Source organism: Paenibacillus shirakamiensis (assembly GCF_017874255.1).
GTDB lineage: Bacteria > Bacillota > Bacilli > Paenibacillales > Paenibacillaceae > Fontibacillus > Fontibacillus shirakamiensis.
Genome location: NZ_JAGGLD010000001.1, coordinates 1,341,622 through 1,363,167, shown reverse-complemented (window position 1 = coordinate 1,363,167; position 21,546 = coordinate 1,341,622). Strand labels below are relative to the sequence as shown.

Sequence of the window (21,546 nt, the reverse complement as noted above, 5' to 3'; positions counted from 1 at the left end):
ACAGCTTTGAACAGCACGATGTTGATAGACCACAATAAAGAATATATATTGCAGGAATTACAGCTTCCATTACCAGGTTTCCACCTGTATACAGAAGAATCTTCGCACAACGCAGACTTTAGTATTCAGTCTATGGAAATCCCTCTATATATCAGATTAGAAGAGCAGGAGCACTGCCGCCGTTCCTATGATTTTGAGACGTGTATGTTAACTAGTTATGTCATCTTCTTACACCGAATGACGAGTGATCCTGATCTTCTAATCGGTGTGAAGACTAAGCAGGGAAATCTGCTTCCACTGAGAATTAATCTCCAAAGTACTGATACGTTTCGAAATGTGTATGGACAGATTGCAGTTAAACTCGATCGCTTACAAGCCATGCTCTATACGAACGAGAATATGGAAGAGATGATCGGTCAAGCGATACATTACCCGGCGGTCTATGGCTTTGCTGATGCTTCTTCTTCTCATGGTTTGAATTGGTACGTTCAAGAAGAACCTGAGCGCTGGGTACTGCATATTTCATTTGCAAGCAATTTATATAACGAACCACTAATTTTAAAGTATAGCCAGCATTTTCAGCATCTGCTAAATGGAGCACTTCAACAGGCTGACCTAATGATTGGTCGGCTTCCTATCATTACGGAAGTAGATGTGGCTACGTATGCAGAGCTGAATGATACGAAAAGAGAACTACCTGAAGAGGCAACACTAGTGGCTATGTTCAGGAGCATTGTAAATCAGTTTCCCAATCATATTGCCTTATCGGAAGGTCAAGATCATCTTTCTTATAAAGAGTTGGACCGTGCTTCTAATCAAGTGGCGCACATGCTTCTTTCCCAAGGTTTAGATAAAGGTCAGTTCGTGTCTATTTTTATGAAAAGAAGCCTGAGTACGATTGTTAGTCTACTGGGGGTGCTTAAAGCGGGGGGAGCCTATATTCCGCTAGATCCTGCGCATCCTGATGAACGCAATGCCTATATTATTGAGGATACGAAGTCCTCTATCATCCTTACTCAGCACGAATTCTTGCCAAAGTTAGCGGGATTATTATCTGATTTTGAAGCGAAACCGCAACTCTTTTGTGTGGATGATGTTAGGCACAACTATTCAGAAGAAGCTTGCCATGTACTGAACCAGCCAGAGGATCTGGCCTATGTAATCTATACGTCTGGTTCTACGGGTAAACCGAAGGGTGCGCTGATTGGGCACAAGGGAGTGGTGAATTTGGCCTTATCTACCCAAGCCAGTCTACACTTAACCGAAGAGGATATTATTTTGCAATATGCTACGTTTAGCTTTGATGCTTCCGTATATGATATTTTTAGTTCGCTTGTCAGTGGGGCTAATCTTCATCTGCTCTCAGATGAAGAACGGTTTTCGATTGATGCGTTCACTGAGGCAGTGGAAGAGACGGGGGCTACACGTGTATCTATATTACCTACCGTATTCTTCAACCAATTGGCTACCTATATTCTGCTGGAAGATACAGATAAATATCGAAATATTAAGAGTATCGTAGTGGGCGGCGAGGCCTTATCTGGAGAGACCGTTCGTCTATTCCAGAGGAAACTTCAAATTCCAGTCGTAAATCTTTACGGCCCTACAGAGATCACGGTTGTAGCTACAGGTCATACTGTAGACTATCCTGTTCCAGAGAACCTCTCCTCTATCTATATTGGAACTCCACTTACGAACTACGAACTGTACATCGTAAATGAACAAAATGAACTTTGTCCTACTTGTGTAACTGGCGAATTACTTATTAGTTCAGTTGGTATTGGGAAGGGATATTTGAATCAACCCGAGAAGACGAAGGAAGTATTTATCTCCGATCCTATTCATCCCGATTCAGGTAAGAAATTTTATCGATCTGGAGATATGGTCCGCCTATTACCCCATGGACAAGTGGAGTATCGAGGCAGAAAAGATGCTCAGGTTAAAATCAGAGGATTCCGAATTGAGCTCGGAGAAATTGAGGATAATCTAGCAAAACACCATGCCATCAAAGATATTGCTGTTCTACCCAAAACCGATGAAGAGGGGAGCAAAATGCTTGCCGCTTTCTATACCTCTCATGATGGACTCGCTGTGTCCCATATGGATTTAGTTCAATTTCTTAGCAAAAAAGTGCCGAATTATATGGTGCCCAAACACTTCTGCTTTATTGAAGACATGCCCTTATCTCCAACGGGGAAAATAGATCGCAAGAAGCTGGACCTATTAGAGATTTCTATGCCCCCGCTCGATTCTGAATACATCCCTCCTGTGAATGAACTTCAATGGGAGATCAGCCGTGCATGGGAGAAGGCGCTTGGACAGACGAATATTAGTATCCATGACGATTTCTTCGACATGGGTGGATACTCCTTGAAGATTCTTGAAATTCTTGTGGTACTGAAGCCAAGTTTCCCTCAGCTCAAAATCAACGATTTCTTTGTATATCCGACGATTGCAACATTGTCGCAGAGGATTGAGGAATTAATAGCTTCTGGCGTGCCTCAGATGCAAGTTGATCTTACGCTTCCGCAGCAGCCTTTAGCAGAGTTCCCTGAATACTTTTATGGGGTTCCTAAAACGGACAGGGTTTTGTCAGACCAACAGTGTATTTTACTGACCGGAGCTACAGGCTATTTAGGGTCTCACTTGTTATATGAACTACTGCATCAATCTACTGAAGCTACCATCTACTGTCTAGTACGCCCTTCGGAAGAGCAACAACCTTTTGATCGGTTAGTTCAAGTGATGAAAGGATATTTTGGCGAGGAGATTGCTGAACGCATGCAAAGACGAGTCTTAGCAATAGAAGGAGATTTGGAGAAAGATAATCTCGGTCTAAGTATGCTTAATCGGATCATCGTAGATGAACAAATAGATTCTATTATTCATTGTGGAGCTGAAGTAAAACACTTTGGAGATGCAGAGTATTTCACTAGAGTGAATGTGGACAGTACAAACCGTCTACTGGATATGGCGAGAAGAAAACCTCAAATTAGGTTCCATTTCATTTCCACGTTGGGCATTCCGGAAGATCTGGCGGCTGGAGGTCAGTGGGAATCTATTGTGGATGGATCAGGATATGAGACATCAGCGATCGATAATGTATACACAAATAGCAAACTTGAAGCGGAGAAGTTAGTCGTTCGTGCTGGGCAAGAAGGGATAGCTGCAAGCATCTACCGTGTAGGTAATCTCTCTTGTAATTCTACGAATGGGATATTCCAAAAAAATATGGATCATAACGCATTTGTGAGAATGCTAAAAGCGATGCTACTTCTGAAAAAAGCACCCAAAGTGAAGTGGGAAGTGGATGTCACTCCTATTAATTACGCGGGGGCATCGATTACCTCCTTGCTGCTACAGCAGACCACAGTTGGACGTATGTTCCACATCTGTAATCCTGTCTCTGTTCCCTATGAGCAGATGGTCAACTATTTTAGGGACTATGGGTATGAAATTGCGTTGCTGGATTGGAAGGAATATGAAGCATGGGTTCTAGATCTAGGACAGGCCAAAGATCAAGAAGGGCTTGAGCTTGCTATGGCACAGCTTGAAGGGGATGGAGCTAAAGATTCCATTTTTAGATACGTGTGTCCACAGACCTCTACATATTTAGTAGGTACGGGTGTGGAGTGTGCCGAGCCGAATGAACACTTTTTTAAGAAACTGATTGATTATGCCATTCAGATTGGATATTTTAATCCGCCTGAATTGTTAGTATAAGCAGATAAAAACCTTGAAGGGCACGAATCCTTTCAAGGTTTTTTTGCGTTCCTTATGATGGGAATTTTAATTCTTTATATTTATCTCATGAAGCTATGGAACGGGTACGTGTAAATAACTGACGTAGGGCGGAAGCATTAACGAGTACGAGTCCTGTGATGATAATGAGTACACCTACTAGCATGTTCCAAGAGATAGGTTCATTATATATAACCATCCCAAGTCCAATAGCTATAATAGGAGAAATGTATAACCAAGTGGAAGGGAAAAGAGGTGTTGTTTTTACAACGAGCCAATAATAGAGTGTGTGCGCTACCATAGAGCCAATCACGATGAGGTAGATTAGAGAATAAATGGCATGTGGCTGAAGTAATACGTTCAGATGAATGTCTTCTGTACATAGCGATACTGTTAAAATACCCGCTCCCCCATACATCATCTGTACGGCATTAAGGGCGACGGGAGATACATTTTGGAACCTAGGCATGACTTGCTTAAGATAGAGGGTGCCTCCTGCATAGAATACCTCCCCCATTAATACAGTGGCACATGCGACGATCCAAAGGAAACCACCTTGATTCGTGGTTAGTGCAGGTAGTAGGAGTATCACCACACCAGCAAAACCAATAGTGCAACCAACGAAGGATGAGACTTTTGACTTTTGATGAAGTATACATGTCTGTAGGATTAAGATCATCAGCGGACCTGTCGCTGTAAGTGCTGCGGCGATGCCAGAAGCTATGTATTGTTCGGCCCAATATAGTGATCCGAATGTTCCAAAAGTTAAGCCGAGGCCGGTAAGTAACATCTCTTTTCGCAGAAGTAAGGATAAGGAAGCTTTACCTCTCCAGACCATGAAGCAGAAGAGGATCAGTCCTGCCAGAAAAAAGCGTAACCCTCCACCAAAGAAGGGGGTAAGTCCTGCATCAATTCCCCATTTAATTGCTAAAAAAGTTGTGCCGAAAATTAAACAAATCATTGAAAATGCTACATAAATCATTCACGATTCCTCCCTTTTCCTCTATTATAAGAGGTAGGAAACAGAACAGATGTAAAGCGATAGAACAGATGGGGTGTGCTGCTGAGGATGGAACGTATAGGAGGAGAGGATATGTTGAAGCCAGAGATTAGAAGTGAAATTGAATTAAACGCTAAGCAGAACATACAGAACAAAAAAATTTCGCCTATAGATCAGTACAAAGAAGCGGTACATAGCCGCCCAACGCTGTTATTTCGGCAAGTGTATAATTATTTGATCGAAAAATTAGCACAGGGAACATGGAAAGAGCATGAGAAACTCCCTTCTGTACGTAGCTTGTCTGAAGAACTACATGTTCATCGGTTAACTGTATTCAAAGCCTATCAGTTGCTCAAGGATACGGGGCGCATTTATGTCAAAGAAAAATCCGGTTATTATGCCTTTCCTATGACAAAGAAAGAATACCCTCTTCCCAACCATCTTGAGTATCACCCACCGGAGAATTTCCTGCTCGGTTCGGATCAATATTCTTTCTCACAAGCCTTAGTAGATCCTACTTTACTGCCCAATCGTTATTTCTCAGAGTATGCCAAAAAAGTATTTGATATCTATCCTAAAGTGCTTAGCACGTACTCTTCAGTTCAAGGCGATGAGGAGCTTCGATCCGTCCTCTCTGTTTATTTTGCAAATACGCATCAGCTCTATTTGGAACCAGACAATATTTTGATTACGACGGGTGCTCAGCAGGGGATTGATCTTATTACAAGAGCGTTCGTAAGGCAGGGGGATTATGTACTTATAGAAAGGCCGACTTATCATGCGGCCATTACGATATTCGAAGACCAAGGCGCCCAATTAATACCTATCGATATTCATGCAGAAGGCTATAATCTGGCTGCTGTAGAAGAACAGATGATTCGATACCAACCTCGTGTTTTTTACATCAACCCTACGTTCCATAATCCAACAGGGCATACGATACCGGCTTCTCAGCGCAAAAAAGTAGTAGAGTTAGCAGAAAAATACCAGTGTCTGGTCGTGGAAGATGATTCTTTTCGCGATATATACTTTGGTGACACCGCCCCGCCACCACCTGTGGCTTCTTACGATACGGAAGGATGGGTAGTGTATATTCGTAGCTTTAGTAAATATGCAGCACCTGGACTTCGAATTGCTGCTCTATGTACACATTCACCTCGGATGAACGCCCTAATGAACTATAAATATCGGATGGATAACGGAGCCCCCCTGCTGAATCAGAAAGTATTTCTTCTATATCTTGCATCCGAAAGACTAACGGGGCATTTAGAGAAGCTTCGAACGGCACTTTGCTTGCGTAAAGAAGCTATGGAACAAGAACTATATCAGGCAGGTTGGTCTTGGGATAGTCCGAAGGGCGGGCTAAGCTTGTGGGTGAAACTGCCTGCATTTGCTGGAGATACCCAGAGCATTATGGAACGTTGTCGTCAAAATAATGTTGTTTTCTCACCAGGGATTGCTCACGATTCTCTGCGCCAAATGGATCGCTATATTCGTTTAAGTTATTCGTTCATGAATGAGGATCAGATTCGGAAAGGGATGAAGATTCTTATTGAGGCTGTGAGGGAAGGACATCAAGATGTAACAGATGTTCCTTAATAACTTCGTGGGCCAAATTCACACCGATCGACAATGCAAAAAGCATTAGGAGTTTTATACTCTCAATGCTTTTTGCATTTTATATCGAAATGATATGTCAAGAATAATGAATACAGTTTCCGTTTCTTATTATTACTTATAGGTTTTGGCCTTTACAGCGTAAAGTTTCTCTAACTTACGGGCTGTAGTACGCCAACTGAATTTCGCTGTAACATCTTTTCGGGCTTGATGGGTCAGTTTTTTGGCTAGGGAAGGTTGCTTGGCAATTTTGATGATTTCTCTAGCAAAATGTTCGGGGCTGCGAAACTTGGATACTAAAAGACCATTATGACCGTGCCGAATAATTTCTGGAATTCCCCCATTTTTAGAGGCTACAGCCGGTACTCCTGAAGCCATGGCTTCGACATTCACTAGACCAAAGGCTTCGTGTCCTTGAGATGGACAGACGAAGCAATCTCCGGAACGGTAGAATTGTGGCATTTGACCGCGAGACACGGCGCCTTTAAAGGTTACAGGAATGCGAAGAGAAGAGGCTACTTGTTGTAAATGCCGTTTGTAGCTTGATTTGCCAGCCCCTCCCGCAAGGACAAGACGAGCCGATGGAATAGATTTTTTAACGAGATGTGTGGCTTTCATAAGAACGGGAATTCCTTTTATAGGAGTCAATCTGCCCGCATACAGAATAACGAACGGGCTTACCTTTGTTCGGATTCTTTCTTTTCTGAGTATGAATTGATTCAAGTCTACCCCCAAATGGACATGATGGACCTTATGTTGGAGGCTGGGGAATTTGCGCTTCACATGATTTTGTAAGGAAAGGCTGTTCCCTATGATAAGGTTTGCTTTCCCTAAATCACTTAAGGCCTGCTTAGCTGAAGTCTTGGAAGAAGAAATGAATGTAGTAGAGTGTAGAAAAATAGAGATGGGCGTACGTGGAAAGCATTGTCTAACCATTGGAATAAATCTTGGGCGGTTGTCAATTTGTATCATATCAAAATGTTTGCCTTTTACTGCTCTAAGCACTTGGGTGAGGTAGGATTCTTTACTCTTTCCCGTTACACGATAGATCGTAATATGACCGTGGATACTTTTAGCAGGGAGATGACCGCGTAATTTACTGAGGATGGTCACACGATGAATTGGAGATATTTTTTTAGCAATTTGATAGATACAATGTTCCACGGAACCTCCTACTGAAGGAGGAACTGGATTTTGTTCTGGCGCAATGATAAGAATGTGCACATCTGCACCTCCACACTCGAAATGGCATTCCCATTAATCTATTCAAAATGCAAGAAATTTCTTGGACGAACAGGCAGTAATAATAATACGAAATAGAGATAAATGTAACAGCGGTAGAATCTATGTAGCTCTATTGTTATGAGATATATATATCTTGAATTTGTCGAAAAGAGGCATGAATTTGAAAGGTTGAAGTGAAATTTTGTGATACAATAAATTCGTCTGTTTATTTAGAGTTGGACCGTTACTGAGGGGGAATAGAACATAATGTCACACACACCATTTATTGCTGTTGAAGGTCCGATAGGCGTTGGTAAGACTACGCTCGCTTCGATGTTAGCGAAGGAATTGAAGCTTCCCATAGTTCATGAAATTGTGGAGGAGAATCCTTTTATTGATAAATTTTACGACAATATGGAGACTTGGAGCTTTCAACTGGAAATGTTCTTTCTATGCAATCGATACAAGCAGTTGCAAGATACAATCCAAGCCTATATTTATCAAGGCAAACCGGTAATTTCGGATTACCATATTTACAAGAACTTAATCTTTAGTGAGCGAACGCTGCAAGGGAGCGAACGCGAGAAATACCGCCAAATTTATCATATTCTGACGGATGACTTCCCCTCACCGAATATCATTGTATATATAAAAGCAGATCTGAATACGCTTCTCTCCAGAATCGCCAAGCGAAATCGATCCTTCGAGCAGGACATGGATCATCAATATCTACTTCAACTTATCGAAGATTATGAGACAGCGATGAATTCACTCGCTCAGCATGGTCCTTCTATTCATATTCTTACAATTGATGGAAACTCGGTAGACTTTGTGGAGAACTCGCAGCATTTTGAACACATCGCGTCTCAAGTAAAGGAGCTTATGTCATGAATTCATATCACATCCCAGACAACGCCATTATAACGGTGGCCGGAACCGTTGGAGTGGGGAAATCTACGCTTACTACGGCATTAGCCAAGCAGCTTCAATTCCAGACTTCGTTTGAACAAGTCGATTCCAATCCCTATTTAGAGAAGTTTTATCATGATTTTGAGCGCTGGAGCTTCCATTTGCAGATTTACTTCCTAGCGGAACGGTTCAAGGAGCAGAAAAAGATTTTTGAATCCGGCGGTGGCTTCGTGCAGGATCGTTCGATCTATGAAGATACGGGGATTTTTGCCAAAATGCATGCAGATCAAGGCACGATGTCGAAGACCGATTATCATACTTATACTAGCTTGTTCGAGGCTATGGTGATGACGCCATTCTTCCCTCACCCGGATGTACTGATCTATATTGAAGGAAGTCTTCCGTCTATTCTTAGTAGAATACAGGAGAGAGGTCGCGAGATGGAGATTCAGACCGATGTGTCCTATTGGGAGCACATGCATGAGAGATATTCGGTCTGGATTAACGAATTCACCGCTTGTCCTGTGCTTAGGCTGAACATTGACGAATATGATGTGCATGATTCCGAATCCATGTCGAATATACTTACAAAAATAGGGCAGACCATCGCAAAGAAAGCTTAAACACATATGAACACGAAGAAGTAAGAGCTTAGATAAGAACAACACCCCATCATGTTAGTGAGGGGTGTTGTTTGTTGTGATTCCAAGTAACGGCTTCACGATGTGCTTCAAGGTATTCATTTGACCCTGAGTGCCAATCTGTTCGGGTGACAAGTAGATGGAGGTTAAAGTCAGTCCATCAATAAAGGTAAGGATAACTTTAGCAATGTCTTGGGTAGACAGAATCGGATGAAATCGTCCGAGCTGTACACCCATTTCTAAGAAATCAGAGCAGGCTTGTAGTGCAAGCTTGTAGCGTCTTTCCACCCTTTGTTGATGGGTCTTATTCTGCCAGCTGGTCATGAGGAACTCAATAATGGCGGGAAGATAGCTGTCTCGAACTAGGATGATCTGCTGTATTTCTTGATCCATATAACGCTCTAATGCATCCCAACCCGTAGTTGTACTTTCATATAGAAGAGATAGCCGTCGCTGATTCAGGTCCACATCAAAATCTTGCTGATCCCGTTGCTCCATTAGTGCTAACATTAATTGTTCTGTACTGGAAAAGTACATATATACACCGCCACGACTCATGCCGGATACACCAACAACATCTTTCATGGTCGCAGCTCGAAATCCTTTGGCTATGAACACTTGAGCGGCCGCGTCTAAAATCTCAAGTTGCCGTAATGTCTTATGTTCTTGCGATACCTTAGGTGACACCTAGGTTCCTCCATTCTACAGCAACTAATGCTTAGGGGTGTAACATAGATCTGTGTATCTTTTTTTCATAGTAACAAACTACATCATCTATTAAAAGCAAGAGAACCTGAAAAATTCGTATTAGCTCATATGAATTACTAAAACACTCAAACGCTACTATTCATGCGATTTAGATGCAATATTACTTCCTCAAAAACCTTATTTGCTTTCGTGTAAATAGTTCAATATGCGGATTGCTGAAACCTTTAGATGTCGCTACGATGTGATTATACTGAGCCTAAGTTAGGTAGGAAGTTCTAGGTTCTTATACATGATTTAATGGGACAAAACAGAGGAGGGATTTTACAGCAATGTACACTATGCAAAAGTCTAAAAGCTTCTTGTTGCGCCGAATGATCATCGCTGGAGTCATGTTTACGATGGGATGGAGCGTCAATATGGATACGGGGACAGCTTTCGGGCAAATCAAATCAGATGGGGGAGATCTTAACGTCATTTCGTGCAGTTCAAGTTCATGCTTATCCAGTGCTCTGAAGAAGGTAATCCCAGGCAAGCGCATTGTCCTTGCACCAGGAACCTATACGGGGAGTTTCTCCTCAGATGTTCAAGGCACAATAGATGCACCGATCACTATAGAAAGTCTCGATGCAGCCAATCCGGCTATACTCGCGGGTTATTCCTTAGCTTCGGGGTATGACCTCAGAGTGCGAGGGAATTATTGGATCATACAGAATCTAAAGTTCACCAATGCTCAGAAAGGAATTTTACTTGATCACTCTAGTTACACAACAATCCAACATGTGGAAGTGTACAACATTGGAAATGAAGGCGTCCATGTTCGGGATGGATCGTCCTATAGCACGGTTCAAGATTCCTCCATACATGATACTGGAAAGACTCAAGCGGGGTATGGGGAAGGAGTATATGTAGGATCTACCGACTCGGCAGGCTATAATCAAAATACACATTATAATACGATTCGAAATGTTGTGTTTGGTCCTAATATTACAGCCGAGCCGATTGATATTAAAGAGCGAACGCTTGGAACTCTAGTGGAGAATTGTACGTTCCATGGGCAAGGGATCAGCGGGGAGAACTTTGCTGATAGCTTTATGGATGTGAAGGGAAGTAACGCAATCATTAGGAATAATGTGGGTTATCAAGAAGGAAACAATGTAATTGTAGATGCATTTCAACTACATGAAGTGGTTAGCGGATGGGGAATGAATAATACATTCTCCAACAATACGTTATATTTGACCAATGCTTCGGCATATGTCATTGGTGCTTACAACAACACAACGGCGACAGCGATAAATAATACGAGAAGTCCCGCAGGCAATATGTACAAAGGGAATGTAAAAGTTCAGTAACAGATCTATTTCAAAAAGCCCCTATGAATCCGTGGCGAATGATGCTGCAATTCATAAGGGCTTTTTCTCAACGTTTAGTATCCTTCTATGGGAGAAGGTTGTCCTTCTATTACATCTATGAAGGCCGTGTATATATTAGGTGGATGCTCGGCAATGCGGTGACATAAATAAAGGTACCATTCTTCTCCATAAGGGAGATAGATTCTTACCGGAATATCCGTTTGTCTAGCCTGCAATCCAGCTTCAGGTCGAACACCAAATAGTAATTCAAGTTCAGCTTGTGGGTGATGCAAGTAACCTAGCCGAGTTACGTCTTGAATGAGCACTTGATCATGTGTTGCAATAGATACAGACTTTCCTTGTTCCTGAGCGATTTGTATTAAGTTCAAATAATGTGAGTTCAGTTTCTTAGAGCGGGGAAGAGCGACATTCGCAGCTTCTTGGAAGGCCCCTTTTACGATCCGCAGAGAGCAATCTATAGAATGTAGTGCTTGGAGATCTGCCGTTGAACGCATAAGCTGGGCCTGAAGGGTGATAACTAGATTGGGAAACTCAGCCGCAGCCTTATGGAATACTTCTAGCACGGCATCGGTCTTGGCCATTTCTTCCATACCTACAAAGATTTTCATCCCATGGTTGTGAGCTTGCTTGGCTAATATTTTAAGGTGCTTCAGTGCCAGTTGTGTATTAATCGATAACCCGATGTGCGACAAGTCTAGAGATATATAGGTCTGTAACTGTTGCTGCGCCGATGTGTGGATCAGTCGTTCAAACTCATGTACTACACGTTCACATTCTGTGGTGGAGGTAGTGTTCTCTCCTATGTATTCTATGTTTGTACTATACCCACGCTGATTCAGAGCTTCAGCTATAGTTAGGGCGGGCTTCTGATCTATGCCAGCCATGAAACGTTTGGCAGCGCTGCTAAGAAGTGGGCTGATGTCCGAGGACTCTAATATACGGGATTTCAGCTCATTATTTCGTGCAATGCCTTTTAATGAATGAGCAAAAGCAAGTTCTGTAGATGAGTAATTCATATAAGATGACTCCCCCTTCGTATGTTCTGCTCTTAGCATAAAGCTCTAAAGATGAAGGAGTCTTGTACAATATTGCTCTGTTTATAAGCTTGAAGCATAACGTCCCGGCGGGGCGCCTACATGACTTAGGAAAATACGGCTGAAATGACTTTGGTCATAGAATCCTGCCTCCAGGGCAATCTCTGTGATGGAGCGCTTCGGTTGTTCGCTGTTCTTACGAGCCAGCTCTTTTTTGGCATAGTTAATACGAAGTAAAATCTGATAGGCAGCAGGAGGAAGATTACACTCGCTTTGAAAAATACGGATAAGATGATATCTACTGACGCCTGTAAGATTCTCCAGCATATCTAAAGTGATTTTCTCTCGAAAATGGGAATGTATATAGTCTTGGGCTATTCGAAATGTTGCTCGCTCGCGGCCCTTGCGAATAGGAAGGTTTTGTCGTCCTCCACTGAAATGAATCAGTGCAGAGATCAGTCCCATAACAGAAGATTCAATTTCCATAGGAGTCTGTCTGGTCTGAAAAGCCCGCATACTGCGCGTCATCCATGCACTGCATGCACTAGCTTGTTGATCATTCATAATGAGCAGGTTCTGAAGGGGAGTAGGATTATCTACCCATAGATGAATCCAATCTGATTGAATGAACAGCATATCGTAAGACCAATCGCTATGCGCTTGGGGTTGGCAGGCATGTGGCATATGAGGGGGGAAGGAGATTAGGTTTCCTTCTGCAAGTTCCATCGACTTACCGTCGCACCATGCGGAGGTTGAACTTTTACGAACTACGCCAATGGAGAGTTCATCATGGAAATGTTTTTGGTAACAAATGGGCTGAGCTGTGCAGTTTTTGGCCTCAAGAAAGGGAAGTTCGGCCTCACGATAAAAGGATAATCCCATGAGTATACCTCCTAATTTTTGAATAGTAGAATGCGATAGACTGGATTCTTTTCTCTTCATCATAACAATTATGCCAGTGTTCCGTATGAAATTATATTTATTCAACTAGGCTCTAGTCTCTGGGAATCGCTCGTTTATCCAATGAGCAACATGGGTAAGCTCAAATATAGAGCTATAATTATCTACTGTATATTTGGGATAGGACTACTTCATAACAAAAGGAGAATTCACCATGAACATCGAACACATCACGATTGCCGGTAGTGGAGTATTAGGTAGCCAAATCGCTTTTCAGACCGCCTTCGAAGGATTCCAAGTTACAGTCTACGATATTAACGATGAGGCTTTACATAAAGCTAAAGATAGAATATTTGAGCTGAAATCTCGTTATCAAGAGGATCTGAAAGCTACCGAGGAAGAAGTGAATACAGCATTTGATCGCATAGCTTATAACAGTGATTTAACTAAAGCTGTTGCGGATGCCGATCTCGTCATTGAAGCCATTCCTGAAGTCGTAGATATAAAGACAGACTTTTATAAAAAGCTGGGGAACGTCGCTCCAGAGAAAACTATTTTTGCCTCGAACTCCTCTACACTCCTCCCCAGCCAATTTGCAGAAGCAACAGGGCGGCCGCAGAAATTTCTGGCCCTTCACTTTGCGAATGAGATCTGGAAAAACAACACTGCGGAGATCATGAAACATCCGGAAACGAATGAGGATGTATTCAATGAAGTCATTGCATTCGCCAAAGCGATTGGCATGGTGGCTCTCCCGCTCCAGAAGGAACAGCCAGGTTATATTCTGAATTCACTCCTAGTACCACTGCTCGATGCGGCGCAGATGCTTTTAATCAAAGAAGTAGCAGATGTAGAGACGATCGATAAAACGTGGATGGTTGGCACCGGGGCCCCGCTGGGTCCATTTGCTATCTTAGATGTCGTAGGAATCAATACTGCTTATAATATTAGCCTTGCCAAAGCCAAAGCAACAGGCAATACAGATTATCAAAAGGTAGCTGACCTAATGAAGTCGGAGTATATTGATAAAGGAAAGTTAGGTAGAGCAACTGGGGAGGGCTTTTATTCGTATCCGAATCCAAGTTTTGCACATCCGGAGTTTTTGAAGAGCTGAGAGTGAAATGTATTAGGAAATAGGAAGTAGAAAATATGAATTAAGTAGAGGCTAACAGAACTTAGATCTAAGTTTTGTTAGCCTTCTTTAATATGTCCTAGCTAATTTTAGTTTAAAGAACTGATTCTGTAGATGTTCTCTTGTTTAAAATGGGAGCTGCCACGGCTATAAGAATGATTCCCATGACAGCGGGTGCAGCATGACCCAAGGATACATAGATTTGACCTCCAATGATTGGCCCAATCATTCTGGCTAGAGCCTGAATCGATTGGCTGCCTCCCTGAATCCTTCCTTGTTCACTAGAGTCGACCGACTTGGAGAGCATCCCATTAAATGAAGGCCCAAAGATCGAATCACCGAAACCAAATATAAACATCCCCGCGATGAGTAGAGGATAGAATGAGAACAAAGCGGAAAGTGCGATCAGACCGTAGCCTATAATCTCGGACACCATTCCTAACATAGCTATCTGTTTGTCCGTACTCTTTTTCAAAAGCCTTGGCATGATGAAGCCTTGTGAAATGATGTCTTGGAAGCCCATGATGGAGAACATCAGTCCGATCAGTGCAGGTTTCCAGCTGAACGTATCCAAAGTAAATTGTGAAAAAACGGCCTGTAAAGATCCATTAGGTATCCAAAGTAAGAACGCTGAGATGAACAGTCTTTTTAAGTTTTTCGTGGATAGCAAGTGAACAAGCTGTATAAATGGATTTAGTCTTCTTAATGTGATTTCTTGTAGTCGGTTCTTCTTGTTCAAGCTCTCAGGCATAAAAAAGAATCCATACAGAACATTCAATAAAGTAATGATGGCTCCAAAATACATCGGTACTGCATAACCAAACTTGGCAAGCAATCCGCCTAGAGTTGGACCAATGATCGTGCCTACACCTACAACCGCACTCACCCATCCAAAGTATTTGGTTCTCTGCTCGGGGGGAATGATGTCTGCAAAGTAAGCAAAGATCGTGCCTATGCTACCACCTGTTATCCCCTCTATGATGCGCCCAGCAAATAGTATCCATAGCGCTCCCCCTAAGCCAAACACAAAGTAGCCGATGGCTGAACCCAAAAGGCATATTAAAAGCAATGGACGACGGCCATATTTATCGCTCAAAGCTCCAAGTACGGGAGCTGCAAAAAACACGCAAAAGGCATAAACAGAGGTCAGCAGGGTAACAACAATCGCCTGTTCACCCGGTTCACTTATATAAGGCTGCACTAAAAATGGGACGACAGGCGTGATGATACTGAAGCCTATTCCGCAAAGAAACACAGAGATAAGCCCGAATACTAAAGCGTGTTTATCTATGCTTTGTTTTGTGTTCTGTTCTGGGTTCTGTTCTATGATCTGTTGATGTTCTGATCTCTGAGGTTTAAATCTGGACATGTACTTGATCTCCTTAAATTCGATAAGATACGATATTTTTATTTCCTAGGAAACAAAAATATCGTATCTTATGTTTGTTTCCTTGTCAACAATACAATAGCTAAAAAAATAGCCCGTCCGCTTGCAGAACAGGGCTAATGTATATTTTCTTGTTTCTTAATTTAAACTACTCCAGTTTCAAATCTCTATCCAATTTCTTAATCTCTTCATCTAAATGCCTATTATAGTTGTCCACGAAATTCAGCATACTGTCAAATTGCTCCTCAGTAATCTGCTCGAACACGGATTGATCTCGCTCTTGAAACTCTTTGTGAAGATCCTCATGGATTGTATAAATTACTTTCCCTTGTTCCGTCAGCCTAAAATAAATTTCTTTCTTATTATCCGGCTTCTGATAGCTCTCAATTAAGTTTTTTTCTATCAGCTTCTTCGTTAATTTACTTATGGCACCGCGAGTCATATAAAAATATTCCGCAAGTTTGGTCACGTTGGAATCTACATGTTGTTCAATGTATTCAATACAGTGTACTTCAGAGGGAGTATAGCCCTTAAGAGCAACTTCCATCTTAGATTTATTAAGCGACACCATCTTGTTATATAAATCTCTAAAACCCAAGATGACTCGTTTTTCTTTGTTCATGGACAGTCCTCCCGTTGGTACATTAACCCTAACATATAATATATTTTTGTTTCAAGTTACCTTTACCAACATAAATATTATATCAATACTAAGCGTGATGCGATTCAATCATGTAACTAATGATGGTACGGGGAACCACTCGGAACATTGTCAATCCAAATTTGAATTTTATCCAAAGTTGCTAATTAAAAAAACAGTAGGACATAGGGCAAGTAAGCTGAGAAGTTCTTCAAAATTTCTCTTTTTGTATGTCGGAACGTCCTTAACCGTTAATGTGAATGTAACTTTAGCTTAAGAAGAGGTGTCTTAGTAACAAGGAAGGAGGATACTTAATTGCGTATATTGCATACTCCCCACATTCAACTACTTAAGACGCATCATAATCTGATGCTTTCATTCTTTGGTATGTTGATCTCGAGACTTGGAGATGGCATATATTCTGTTGCTATTATTGCTATAGCTTTTGAACTCACACATTCTAGTTCAGGAACAGGCATAGTGTTAGCATCGTTTGCTGCTGCAAATGTGATATTTGGTAGTCTGGCAGGTGTGTTCTCAGATCGTTTTCAACGCCAAAAATTAATGATAGGGTCGAGTTGTGGATGTGGTGTTATCTTGATAGGGATGGGTCTGCTTTTGTACTATGATCTGTTAAACATTATTAATTTTGCTATTCTTTCTTTTATATTGGGCGCTTGTTCGCAGTTTTTTGAACCTACACTACATGCCCTTCTACCTCAGTTTGTAAAGAAAGAGGACCTCACGACAGCGAATGCAACGATAGGCATGACAGAAAGTATAGGTTATTTGGTAGGTCCTGCGCTGGGTGGGATTTTACTTGCATATACTTCTGTAGAGTTTGTACTTATCCTCAATGCATGTACATTTTTATTTGCGATGTTCATGGCCTTATTTCTTAAAATACCCAAAAGAGAGAAGCTGGGTAACAACTCAAGCTCTTTCATTCGAGAGGTTATGAAGGGCTTCTCATTTGTATTTCAAGACCGATTTTTGCTGCGTTTATTTATCATAAATTCAATCTCCATCCTTGCATATTCACCTTTTTTTGTGCTTTTACCCGCATACTTAGATCATGAGATTGGGCTGGATGTATCCCAACGTCTGGAACTTACTGGATATATCTATTCAGCTTTGGCCTTAGGTCAGTTTGTTGGATTTGGGCTACTGCCATATTTGAAAATAACGCCACGCTCCTCTATTGGATTAAGTTATCTCATTCAGGCGATTGGTTTTGGTAGTCTAGCCTTTGCGCATCATCAAGGAGTCGTGATTGGATTTGTGTTCATTGCAGGTATATCATTTGGGATCTCGGGAGCTGCTTTTAATACTGTATTACAATCAGGAACGCCTTCCACACTCATGGGTAGAGTATACGGAGTGAATTACACAGTACAGGGTATGCTGAATACTTTGGGCAGAAGTTCATCTGGATTTCTGGCGGAAAGTCTGGGTAGTAGAGTGTTGCTTATGATCATGGGAGGGTTGTTCTTAACTTCTTCCTTCTTATCTCGAAGGTATCCCAAGGAACCTTCCTTAGAAGAACATAATATTTCAGGTTGAGGAGAGAATAAAGATGAAAAAATATATGTATGTCCTGTTATTGAGCATTCTCGGATGGACTGTTCAAGCGAATCTTACACACGCCAAAGATAATACGATACTTCACAGTACACCCGTTCTCAAAGTTAACGATTATGTAGTCGCCTTTACCTATCCCAAACCACCATATATCGATGAACATCAACGATTGATGGTTCCCCTGCGCGCAGTTGCTGAAATATTGGGAGCTAAAGTGAGCTACGATCCTGCCCGTAAATCAGCATCTTTGTCCCGTGGACAAAGCAACCTCAATGTAACGATCGGTTCAAGTAGAGCCTTCTTCAACGAACAAGAGAAGGGGATGGATACAGTACCCGTTGTCTCTGAAGGCGCGGTGTTTGTTCCCTTAAGGTGGATTACGGAATCTCTACAATTAAAATTGAATCATCATAATCTCGGCGTTGTAACAGTAATAGATCCGCAAGCCTTGAAGGCGGGCCGTTTTTTTTACTTAAGTGATGACGATCGCTTTGGTATTCAGCGCTTGAGCAATCCCTATGTATTTCAAATCTCAGATTTCACAGTGAGTCCGGCTACATTATCTGCCTTTAGCAGCTCACAAGGATATGAATATGCCCAATCCTTACAGTTCAAAGCTAAGAACATTACGGGTCACGATCTTCCTCAAGGCGCGGCAGATTTTCATATGATTATTAGTAATAGTTCCGATGGGGTGTTTTTTAATGATACAGAAATGACGTCAGTGGATATTAAAGACAAAGTACGGCCTGCCATACAAAAAGGTGGATTACTCCGAGCGGATACGCAGTTCACAGTTCAATTCAAGAAATCTAACTCTTTATCTTTTGTGCTAGTGGCACCGAGATCACTAAAAGTAACTCCCTAAACGGGAGCTTTTTTATTTAATAACGTATTTATATTTCTTCTGCTAATGTGATCTATGAGTAAAAAATGAAATACATATTCTTTTATATATTTTCTACATAAAGGTAGAGCGTTTCATGTGACGCTTCATTTTTTTCATGCCTCGATGGCTATAGGTTATACACTAAGGTTGTAGAAGTAACAGACAAATGTTATTATATAGAACGAACGTTCAGTATATTAATTAATTAATGAATTGCAGAAAATAAATAGAATTAAATTATGCATTGGAGGCTCACTCATCATGTCTTTACTTACTAGAAATCGGGGAGCTCTACTGCTCTTAATGTTGAATATTTTCCTCATCTTCACGGGCATTGGACTTGTCGTTCCCATTATGCCGCAATATATGAATACCCTTCACATCAGTGGGTCTACAGTGGGATTACTCGTTGCAGCATTCTCTTTAACTCAGCTCTTATGCTCACCATTTGCAGGCAAACTTTCGGACACTTGGGGACGGAAAAAAATGATTGTCCTTGGTATGGGCGTATTCGCCGTATCTGAATTGTTATTTGGTATCGCTACTGACTCCTTACTGCTGTACCTTTCCCGAATGCTTGGAGGTGTAGGGGCAGCGATGATTATGCCAGCCGTCATGGCGTATACCGCAGATATGACATCGAACGAGGAACGCGCAAAAGGTATGGGACTTATCAATGCAGCGATTACTACGGGTTTCATTATTGGGCCGGGCATTGGAGGATACTTAGCTGTATTTGGAATTAGAGCTCCATTCTATGCTGCAGCTGTCGCCGGAGCTTTTGCAGGACTACTTTCTTTGTTCATTCTACCTGAATCCAAACCGCAAATTAGTGAACAGCCTGTGGTTACTAAAAAAGAGGGTACTCAGAAGAAACAACCCGGCATGATTGCACAACTGCTGCTCTCTTATAAAGAACCTTATTTTTTCAGCCTCATTATTGTGTTCGTCATGACATTTGGTTTATCTAATTATGAGACGGTATTTGGATTGTTTGTAGACCATAAATTCGGTTTCACTGCGAAAGATATCGCCTTTATCATCACATTTGGCTCCATCGCAGGAGCTGTCGTGCAGTTAACGGTTTTTGGGTGGATACTGAATCGTTTTGGTGAAAAACGGGTTATTACAACCTGCTTACTGCTCTGTGGAGTATTTGTACTACTGACCTTATTGGTCAATGTATTCTGGATGATTGTCGTGGTTACGTTCATCGTCTTCCTAGCTATTGATATATTGCGCCCAGCGATTAGCACTCAGATGTCTAAGATGGCTGAGCAGCAGCAAGGTTTTGTAGCGGGTCTGAATTCAGCTTATACAAGCCTTGGGAATATCGCAGGACCTATTGTTGCTGGAGTTCTGTTCGATCTAAATGTGAATTATCCATACCTTATTGCAGGAATCGTGCTCATTCTATGTTGTGTCTTGTCTTTGCGCGGCGGGGTAAAGGATACATCAACGCTTCATGATTCTGCCTTGTAATCTAAAAAATTATCTAAACATAGATAGGACTTCGTGAATTTGGTATAGTGTGAAACGTATGGAATCCAATAGTTGGAGATGAGCGGGGATTGAATAAAAAACAGCTTCAAAGTGAACAAACTAAAAAAAAGGTTGCAGATTCCGCAAGAGCTTTGTTTGTTCAGAAGGGCTATACAGCTACTTCCATTGAGGACATTGTTGCCGCAACAGGGAGTAGCAAAGGCAATATTTATTATCATTTTAAGAGCAAAGAGGGGCTTTTCCTTTATTTGTTAGATGAATGGGACCGGGAATGGCTAATTCATTGGCAGCAGAAAGAAGCTTCTTATAAGACGATTACAGATAAGTTATACGGCGTAGCGGAACATCTTGTGACCAACGATTTGAATCATCCGCTAACCAAAGCCGCTGACGAATTTTTTAGCAATGGCAATGTGAAAAGTGATGTAGAAGAACGAATCTCTAGCATGATTAAGTCCCACATTGGTTTTAATCGGGATTTGTTGCAACAAGGCATGGAGCGTAAAGAATTCGCAGCCAGTGATGCGGATATGCTAGCCGTCATTATGGAAAGCCTGATTGTTGGGCTAGGGCAAATGTCGCGGAAATCCGATACAGAAAGTGCACTGATATTGTATAAGCAGGCCATTACTGTATTTTTAAAAGGAATCTGTGAACCATAAAATGTACACAAAAAAAGCGATCTTCCGGTTATAACAACGGGAAGATCGCTTTTTTGATGCTGCCTGTAAATCGTGATATTTATGAAGATGGCTTACCATGCGGGGTAGAGCTCAATTGTTGAATTTGCTCCTCCAGAATGCCGCTTGCTTTGCCTAAAAACTGAGTAATGAGCTCCAGTTCATCTTCTGTATAAGATGAAGCTAGGCTGAGCATGGCTTGATGAAGAGGGGAATAAGTGTTGCTGATCTCTTCTTTATGTTCATATTGAGGGACAATAATGACACGGCGACGGTCTGAGGGATCATGTTCACGGCGAACGTAACCAATCTTCTCCAAGCGATCCACTAGGGCGGTAATCGTGCCGGTAGCGAGTCCCGTTTTTTTGGATAACTCACCAGCAGTAATGGGCCCCGTCTCGCGCAGAATATCTACAGAAATAAAGTCATTATTGTACAGCCCGAGTGAAGCCGCAACATTTTGTTGATAGAGAATCGTCCTTGAACCTAGGCCACGCATAAGTAAGGTGAATTGTTCCTTAGAGTGGGATGAGGGATCAGAATATTGGCTTGACAAAATGTAAACCTCCTTTTAAAATAATATTATC

Annotated in this window: 18 protein-coding genes; 10 read left to right on the top strand and 8 right to left on the bottom strand. The window is 41.8% G+C overall.

The features are described 5' to 3' along the window. Positions 1–6 precede the first annotated feature (6 nt). A complete protein-coding gene (locus tag J2Z69_RS06105) occupies positions 7–3,723 on the top strand; it encodes a non-ribosomal peptide synthetase family protein (protein ID WP_209860087.1) in 3,717 nt (1,238 codons plus the stop codon). 85 nt (positions 3,724–3,808) lie between these two features. Here the strand turns inward: J2Z69_RS06105 and J2Z69_RS06100 are convergent, their stop codons facing one another. After that, complete coding sequence (locus J2Z69_RS06100) at positions 3,809–4,723, bottom strand: DMT family transporter (RefSeq protein WP_209860085.1); 915 nt, start codon at positions 4,721–4,723, stop codon at positions 3,809–3,811. A gap of 111 nt (positions 4,724–4,834) precedes the next feature. On the opposite strand from J2Z69_RS06100, the gene J2Z69_RS06095 reads away from it, so the two are divergent. After that, positions 4,835–6,340 carry an aminotransferase-like domain-containing protein gene (locus tag J2Z69_RS06095; protein ID WP_209860083.1) on the top strand — a complete coding sequence of 502 codons (1,506 nt, stop codon included), beginning with the start codon at positions 4,835–4,837 and terminating at the stop codon, positions 6,338–6,340. A 132-nt stretch (positions 6,341–6,472) separates the two neighbouring features. Here the strand turns inward: J2Z69_RS06095 and J2Z69_RS06090 are convergent, their stop codons facing one another. Next, positions 6,473–7,582 (bottom strand): glycosyltransferase family 4 protein, encoded by a 1,110-nt coding sequence (locus J2Z69_RS06090; RefSeq protein WP_209860081.1) that lies wholly within the window; start codon positions 7,580–7,582, stop codon positions 6,473–6,475. 267 nt (positions 7,583–7,849) lie between these two features. On the opposite strand from J2Z69_RS06090, the gene J2Z69_RS06085 reads away from it, so the two are divergent. After that, positions 7,850–8,473: a deoxynucleoside kinase gene (locus J2Z69_RS06085; RefSeq protein WP_209860079.1), complete on the top strand. Its 624-nt coding sequence runs from the start codon at positions 7,850–7,852 to the stop codon at positions 8,471–8,473. Further along, positions 8,470–9,114: a deoxynucleoside kinase gene (locus tag J2Z69_RS06080; protein ID WP_209860074.1), complete on the top strand. Its 645-nt coding sequence runs from the start codon at positions 8,470–8,472 to the stop codon at positions 9,112–9,114. The genes J2Z69_RS06085 and J2Z69_RS06080 overlap by 4 nt, the downstream gene beginning before the upstream one ends. A gap of 54 nt (positions 9,115–9,168) precedes the next feature. Here the strand turns inward: J2Z69_RS06080 and J2Z69_RS19400 are convergent, their stop codons facing one another. Further along, positions 9,169–9,819 carry a TetR/AcrR family transcriptional regulator gene (locus J2Z69_RS19400; protein ID WP_209860073.1) on the bottom strand — a complete coding sequence of 217 codons (651 nt, stop codon included), beginning with the start codon at positions 9,817–9,819 and terminating at the stop codon, positions 9,169–9,171. Positions 9,820–10,169: 350 nt separating this feature from the next. On the opposite strand from J2Z69_RS19400, the gene J2Z69_RS06070 reads away from it, so the two are divergent. Beyond that, the gene (locus J2Z69_RS06070) at positions 10,170–11,192 is read left to right on the top strand and encodes a right-handed parallel beta-helix repeat-containing protein (RefSeq protein WP_209860072.1); all 1,023 of its coding nucleotides are present in this window, start codon (positions 10,170–10,172) and stop codon (positions 11,190–11,192) included. A 74-nt stretch (positions 11,193–11,266) separates the two neighbouring features. Here the strand turns inward: J2Z69_RS06070 and J2Z69_RS06065 are convergent, their stop codons facing one another. Next, a complete protein-coding gene (locus tag J2Z69_RS06065; RefSeq protein WP_209860070.1) occupies positions 11,267–12,229 on the bottom strand; it encodes a proline dehydrogenase family protein in 963 nt (320 codons plus the stop codon). 81 nt (positions 12,230–12,310) lie between these two features. Continuing rightward, complete coding sequence (locus J2Z69_RS06060) at positions 12,311–13,129, bottom strand: helix-turn-helix domain-containing protein (protein ID WP_209860068.1); 819 nt, start codon at positions 13,127–13,129, stop codon at positions 12,311–12,313. 232 nt (positions 13,130–13,361) lie between these two features. Between J2Z69_RS06060 and J2Z69_RS06055 the strand changes: the two genes are divergently transcribed. Further along, positions 13,362–14,261: a 3-hydroxyacyl-CoA dehydrogenase gene (locus J2Z69_RS06055; RefSeq protein WP_209860066.1), complete on the top strand. Its 900-nt coding sequence runs from the start codon at positions 13,362–13,364 to the stop codon at positions 14,259–14,261. 112 nt (positions 14,262–14,373) lie between these two features. Here the strand turns inward: J2Z69_RS06055 and J2Z69_RS06050 are convergent, their stop codons facing one another. Together J2Z69_RS06050 and J2Z69_RS06045 are read right to left on the bottom strand one after the other, a co-directional pair. Next, positions 14,374–15,672, bottom strand: coding sequence for an MFS transporter (locus tag J2Z69_RS06050; RefSeq protein WP_425354985.1), 1,299 nt, complete (start codon positions 15,670–15,672; stop codon positions 14,374–14,376). Between the two features lie 142 nt (positions 15,673–15,814). Next, positions 15,815–16,288 (bottom strand): MarR family transcriptional regulator, encoded by a 474-nt coding sequence (locus J2Z69_RS06045; RefSeq protein ID WP_209860062.1) that lies wholly within the window; start codon positions 16,286–16,288, stop codon positions 15,815–15,817. A 333-nt stretch (positions 16,289–16,621) separates the two neighbouring features. Here J2Z69_RS06045 and J2Z69_RS06040 point away from each other — a divergent pair, with 333 nt between their 5' ends. From J2Z69_RS06040 to J2Z69_RS06025, 4 genes are all read left to right on the top strand, one after another. Further along, positions 16,622–17,869 (top strand): MFS transporter, encoded by a 1,248-nt coding sequence (locus tag J2Z69_RS06040; RefSeq protein WP_209860060.1) that lies wholly within the window; start codon positions 16,622–16,624, stop codon positions 17,867–17,869. A gap of 13 nt (positions 17,870–17,882) precedes the next feature. Continuing rightward, the gene (locus tag J2Z69_RS06035; protein WP_209860059.1) at positions 17,883–18,755 is read left to right on the top strand and encodes a copper amine oxidase N-terminal domain-containing protein; all 873 of its coding nucleotides are present in this window, start codon (positions 17,883–17,885) and stop codon (positions 18,753–18,755) included. 282 nt (positions 18,756–19,037) lie between these two features. Next, a complete protein-coding gene (locus tag J2Z69_RS06030) occupies positions 19,038–20,258 on the top strand; it encodes an MFS transporter (protein ID WP_209860057.1) in 1,221 nt (406 codons plus the stop codon). Between the two features lie 89 nt (positions 20,259–20,347). Beyond that, the gene (locus J2Z69_RS06025; RefSeq protein WP_209860055.1) at positions 20,348–20,941 is read left to right on the top strand and encodes a TetR/AcrR family transcriptional regulator; all 594 of its coding nucleotides are present in this window, start codon (positions 20,348–20,350) and stop codon (positions 20,939–20,941) included. 79 nt (positions 20,942–21,020) lie between these two features. Here the strand turns inward: J2Z69_RS06025 and J2Z69_RS06020 are convergent, their stop codons facing one another. Continuing rightward, positions 21,021–21,458, bottom strand: coding sequence for a MarR family winged helix-turn-helix transcriptional regulator (locus J2Z69_RS06020; RefSeq protein WP_209860541.1), 438 nt, complete (start codon positions 21,456–21,458; stop codon positions 21,021–21,023). Between the last annotated feature and the right edge of the window lie 88 nt (positions 21,459–21,546).

What these genes read in the sequence shown, in the direction of transcription:
- J2Z69_RS06100 (WP_209860085.1), bottom strand. Translation starts at nt 4,723, where the DNA reads ATGATTTATGTAGCATTTTCAATGATTTGTTTAATTTTCGGCACAACT.
- J2Z69_RS06095 (WP_209860083.1), top strand. Translation starts at nt 4,835, where the DNA reads ATGTTGAAGCCAGAGATTAGAAGTGAAATTGAATTAAACGCTAAGCAG.
- J2Z69_RS06085 (WP_209860079.1), top strand. Translation starts at nt 7,850, where the DNA reads ATGTCACACACACCATTTATTGCTGTTGAAGGTCCGATAGGCGTTGGT.
- J2Z69_RS06080 (WP_209860074.1), top strand. Translation starts at nt 8,470, where the DNA reads ATGAATTCATATCACATCCCAGACAACGCCATTATAACGGTGGCCGGA.
- J2Z69_RS06070 (WP_209860072.1), top strand. Translation starts at nt 10,170, where the DNA reads ATGTACACTATGCAAAAGTCTAAAAGCTTCTTGTTGCGCCGAATGATC.
- J2Z69_RS06065 (WP_209860070.1), bottom strand. Translation starts at nt 12,229, where the DNA reads ATGAATTACTCATCTACAGAACTTGCTTTTGCTCATTCATTAAAAGGC.
- J2Z69_RS06060 (WP_209860068.1), bottom strand. Translation starts at nt 13,129, where the DNA reads ATGGGATTATCCTTTTATCGTGAGGCCGAACTTCCCTTTCTTGAGGCC.
- J2Z69_RS06055 (WP_209860066.1), top strand. Translation starts at nt 13,362, where the DNA reads ATGAACATCGAACACATCACGATTGCCGGTAGTGGAGTATTAGGTAGC.
- J2Z69_RS06045 (WP_209860062.1), bottom strand. Translation starts at nt 16,288, where the DNA reads ATGAACAAAGAAAAACGAGTCATCTTGGGTTTTAGAGATTTATATAAC.
- J2Z69_RS06035 (WP_209860059.1), top strand. Translation starts at nt 17,883, where the DNA reads ATGAAAAAATATATGTATGTCCTGTTATTGAGCATTCTCGGATGGACT.
- J2Z69_RS06030 (WP_209860057.1), top strand. Translation starts at nt 19,038, where the DNA reads ATGTCTTTACTTACTAGAAATCGGGGAGCTCTACTGCTCTTAATGTTG.
- J2Z69_RS06020 (WP_209860541.1), bottom strand. Translation starts at nt 21,458, where the DNA reads ATGCGTGGCCTAGGTTCAAGGACGATTCTCTATCAACAAAATGTTGCG.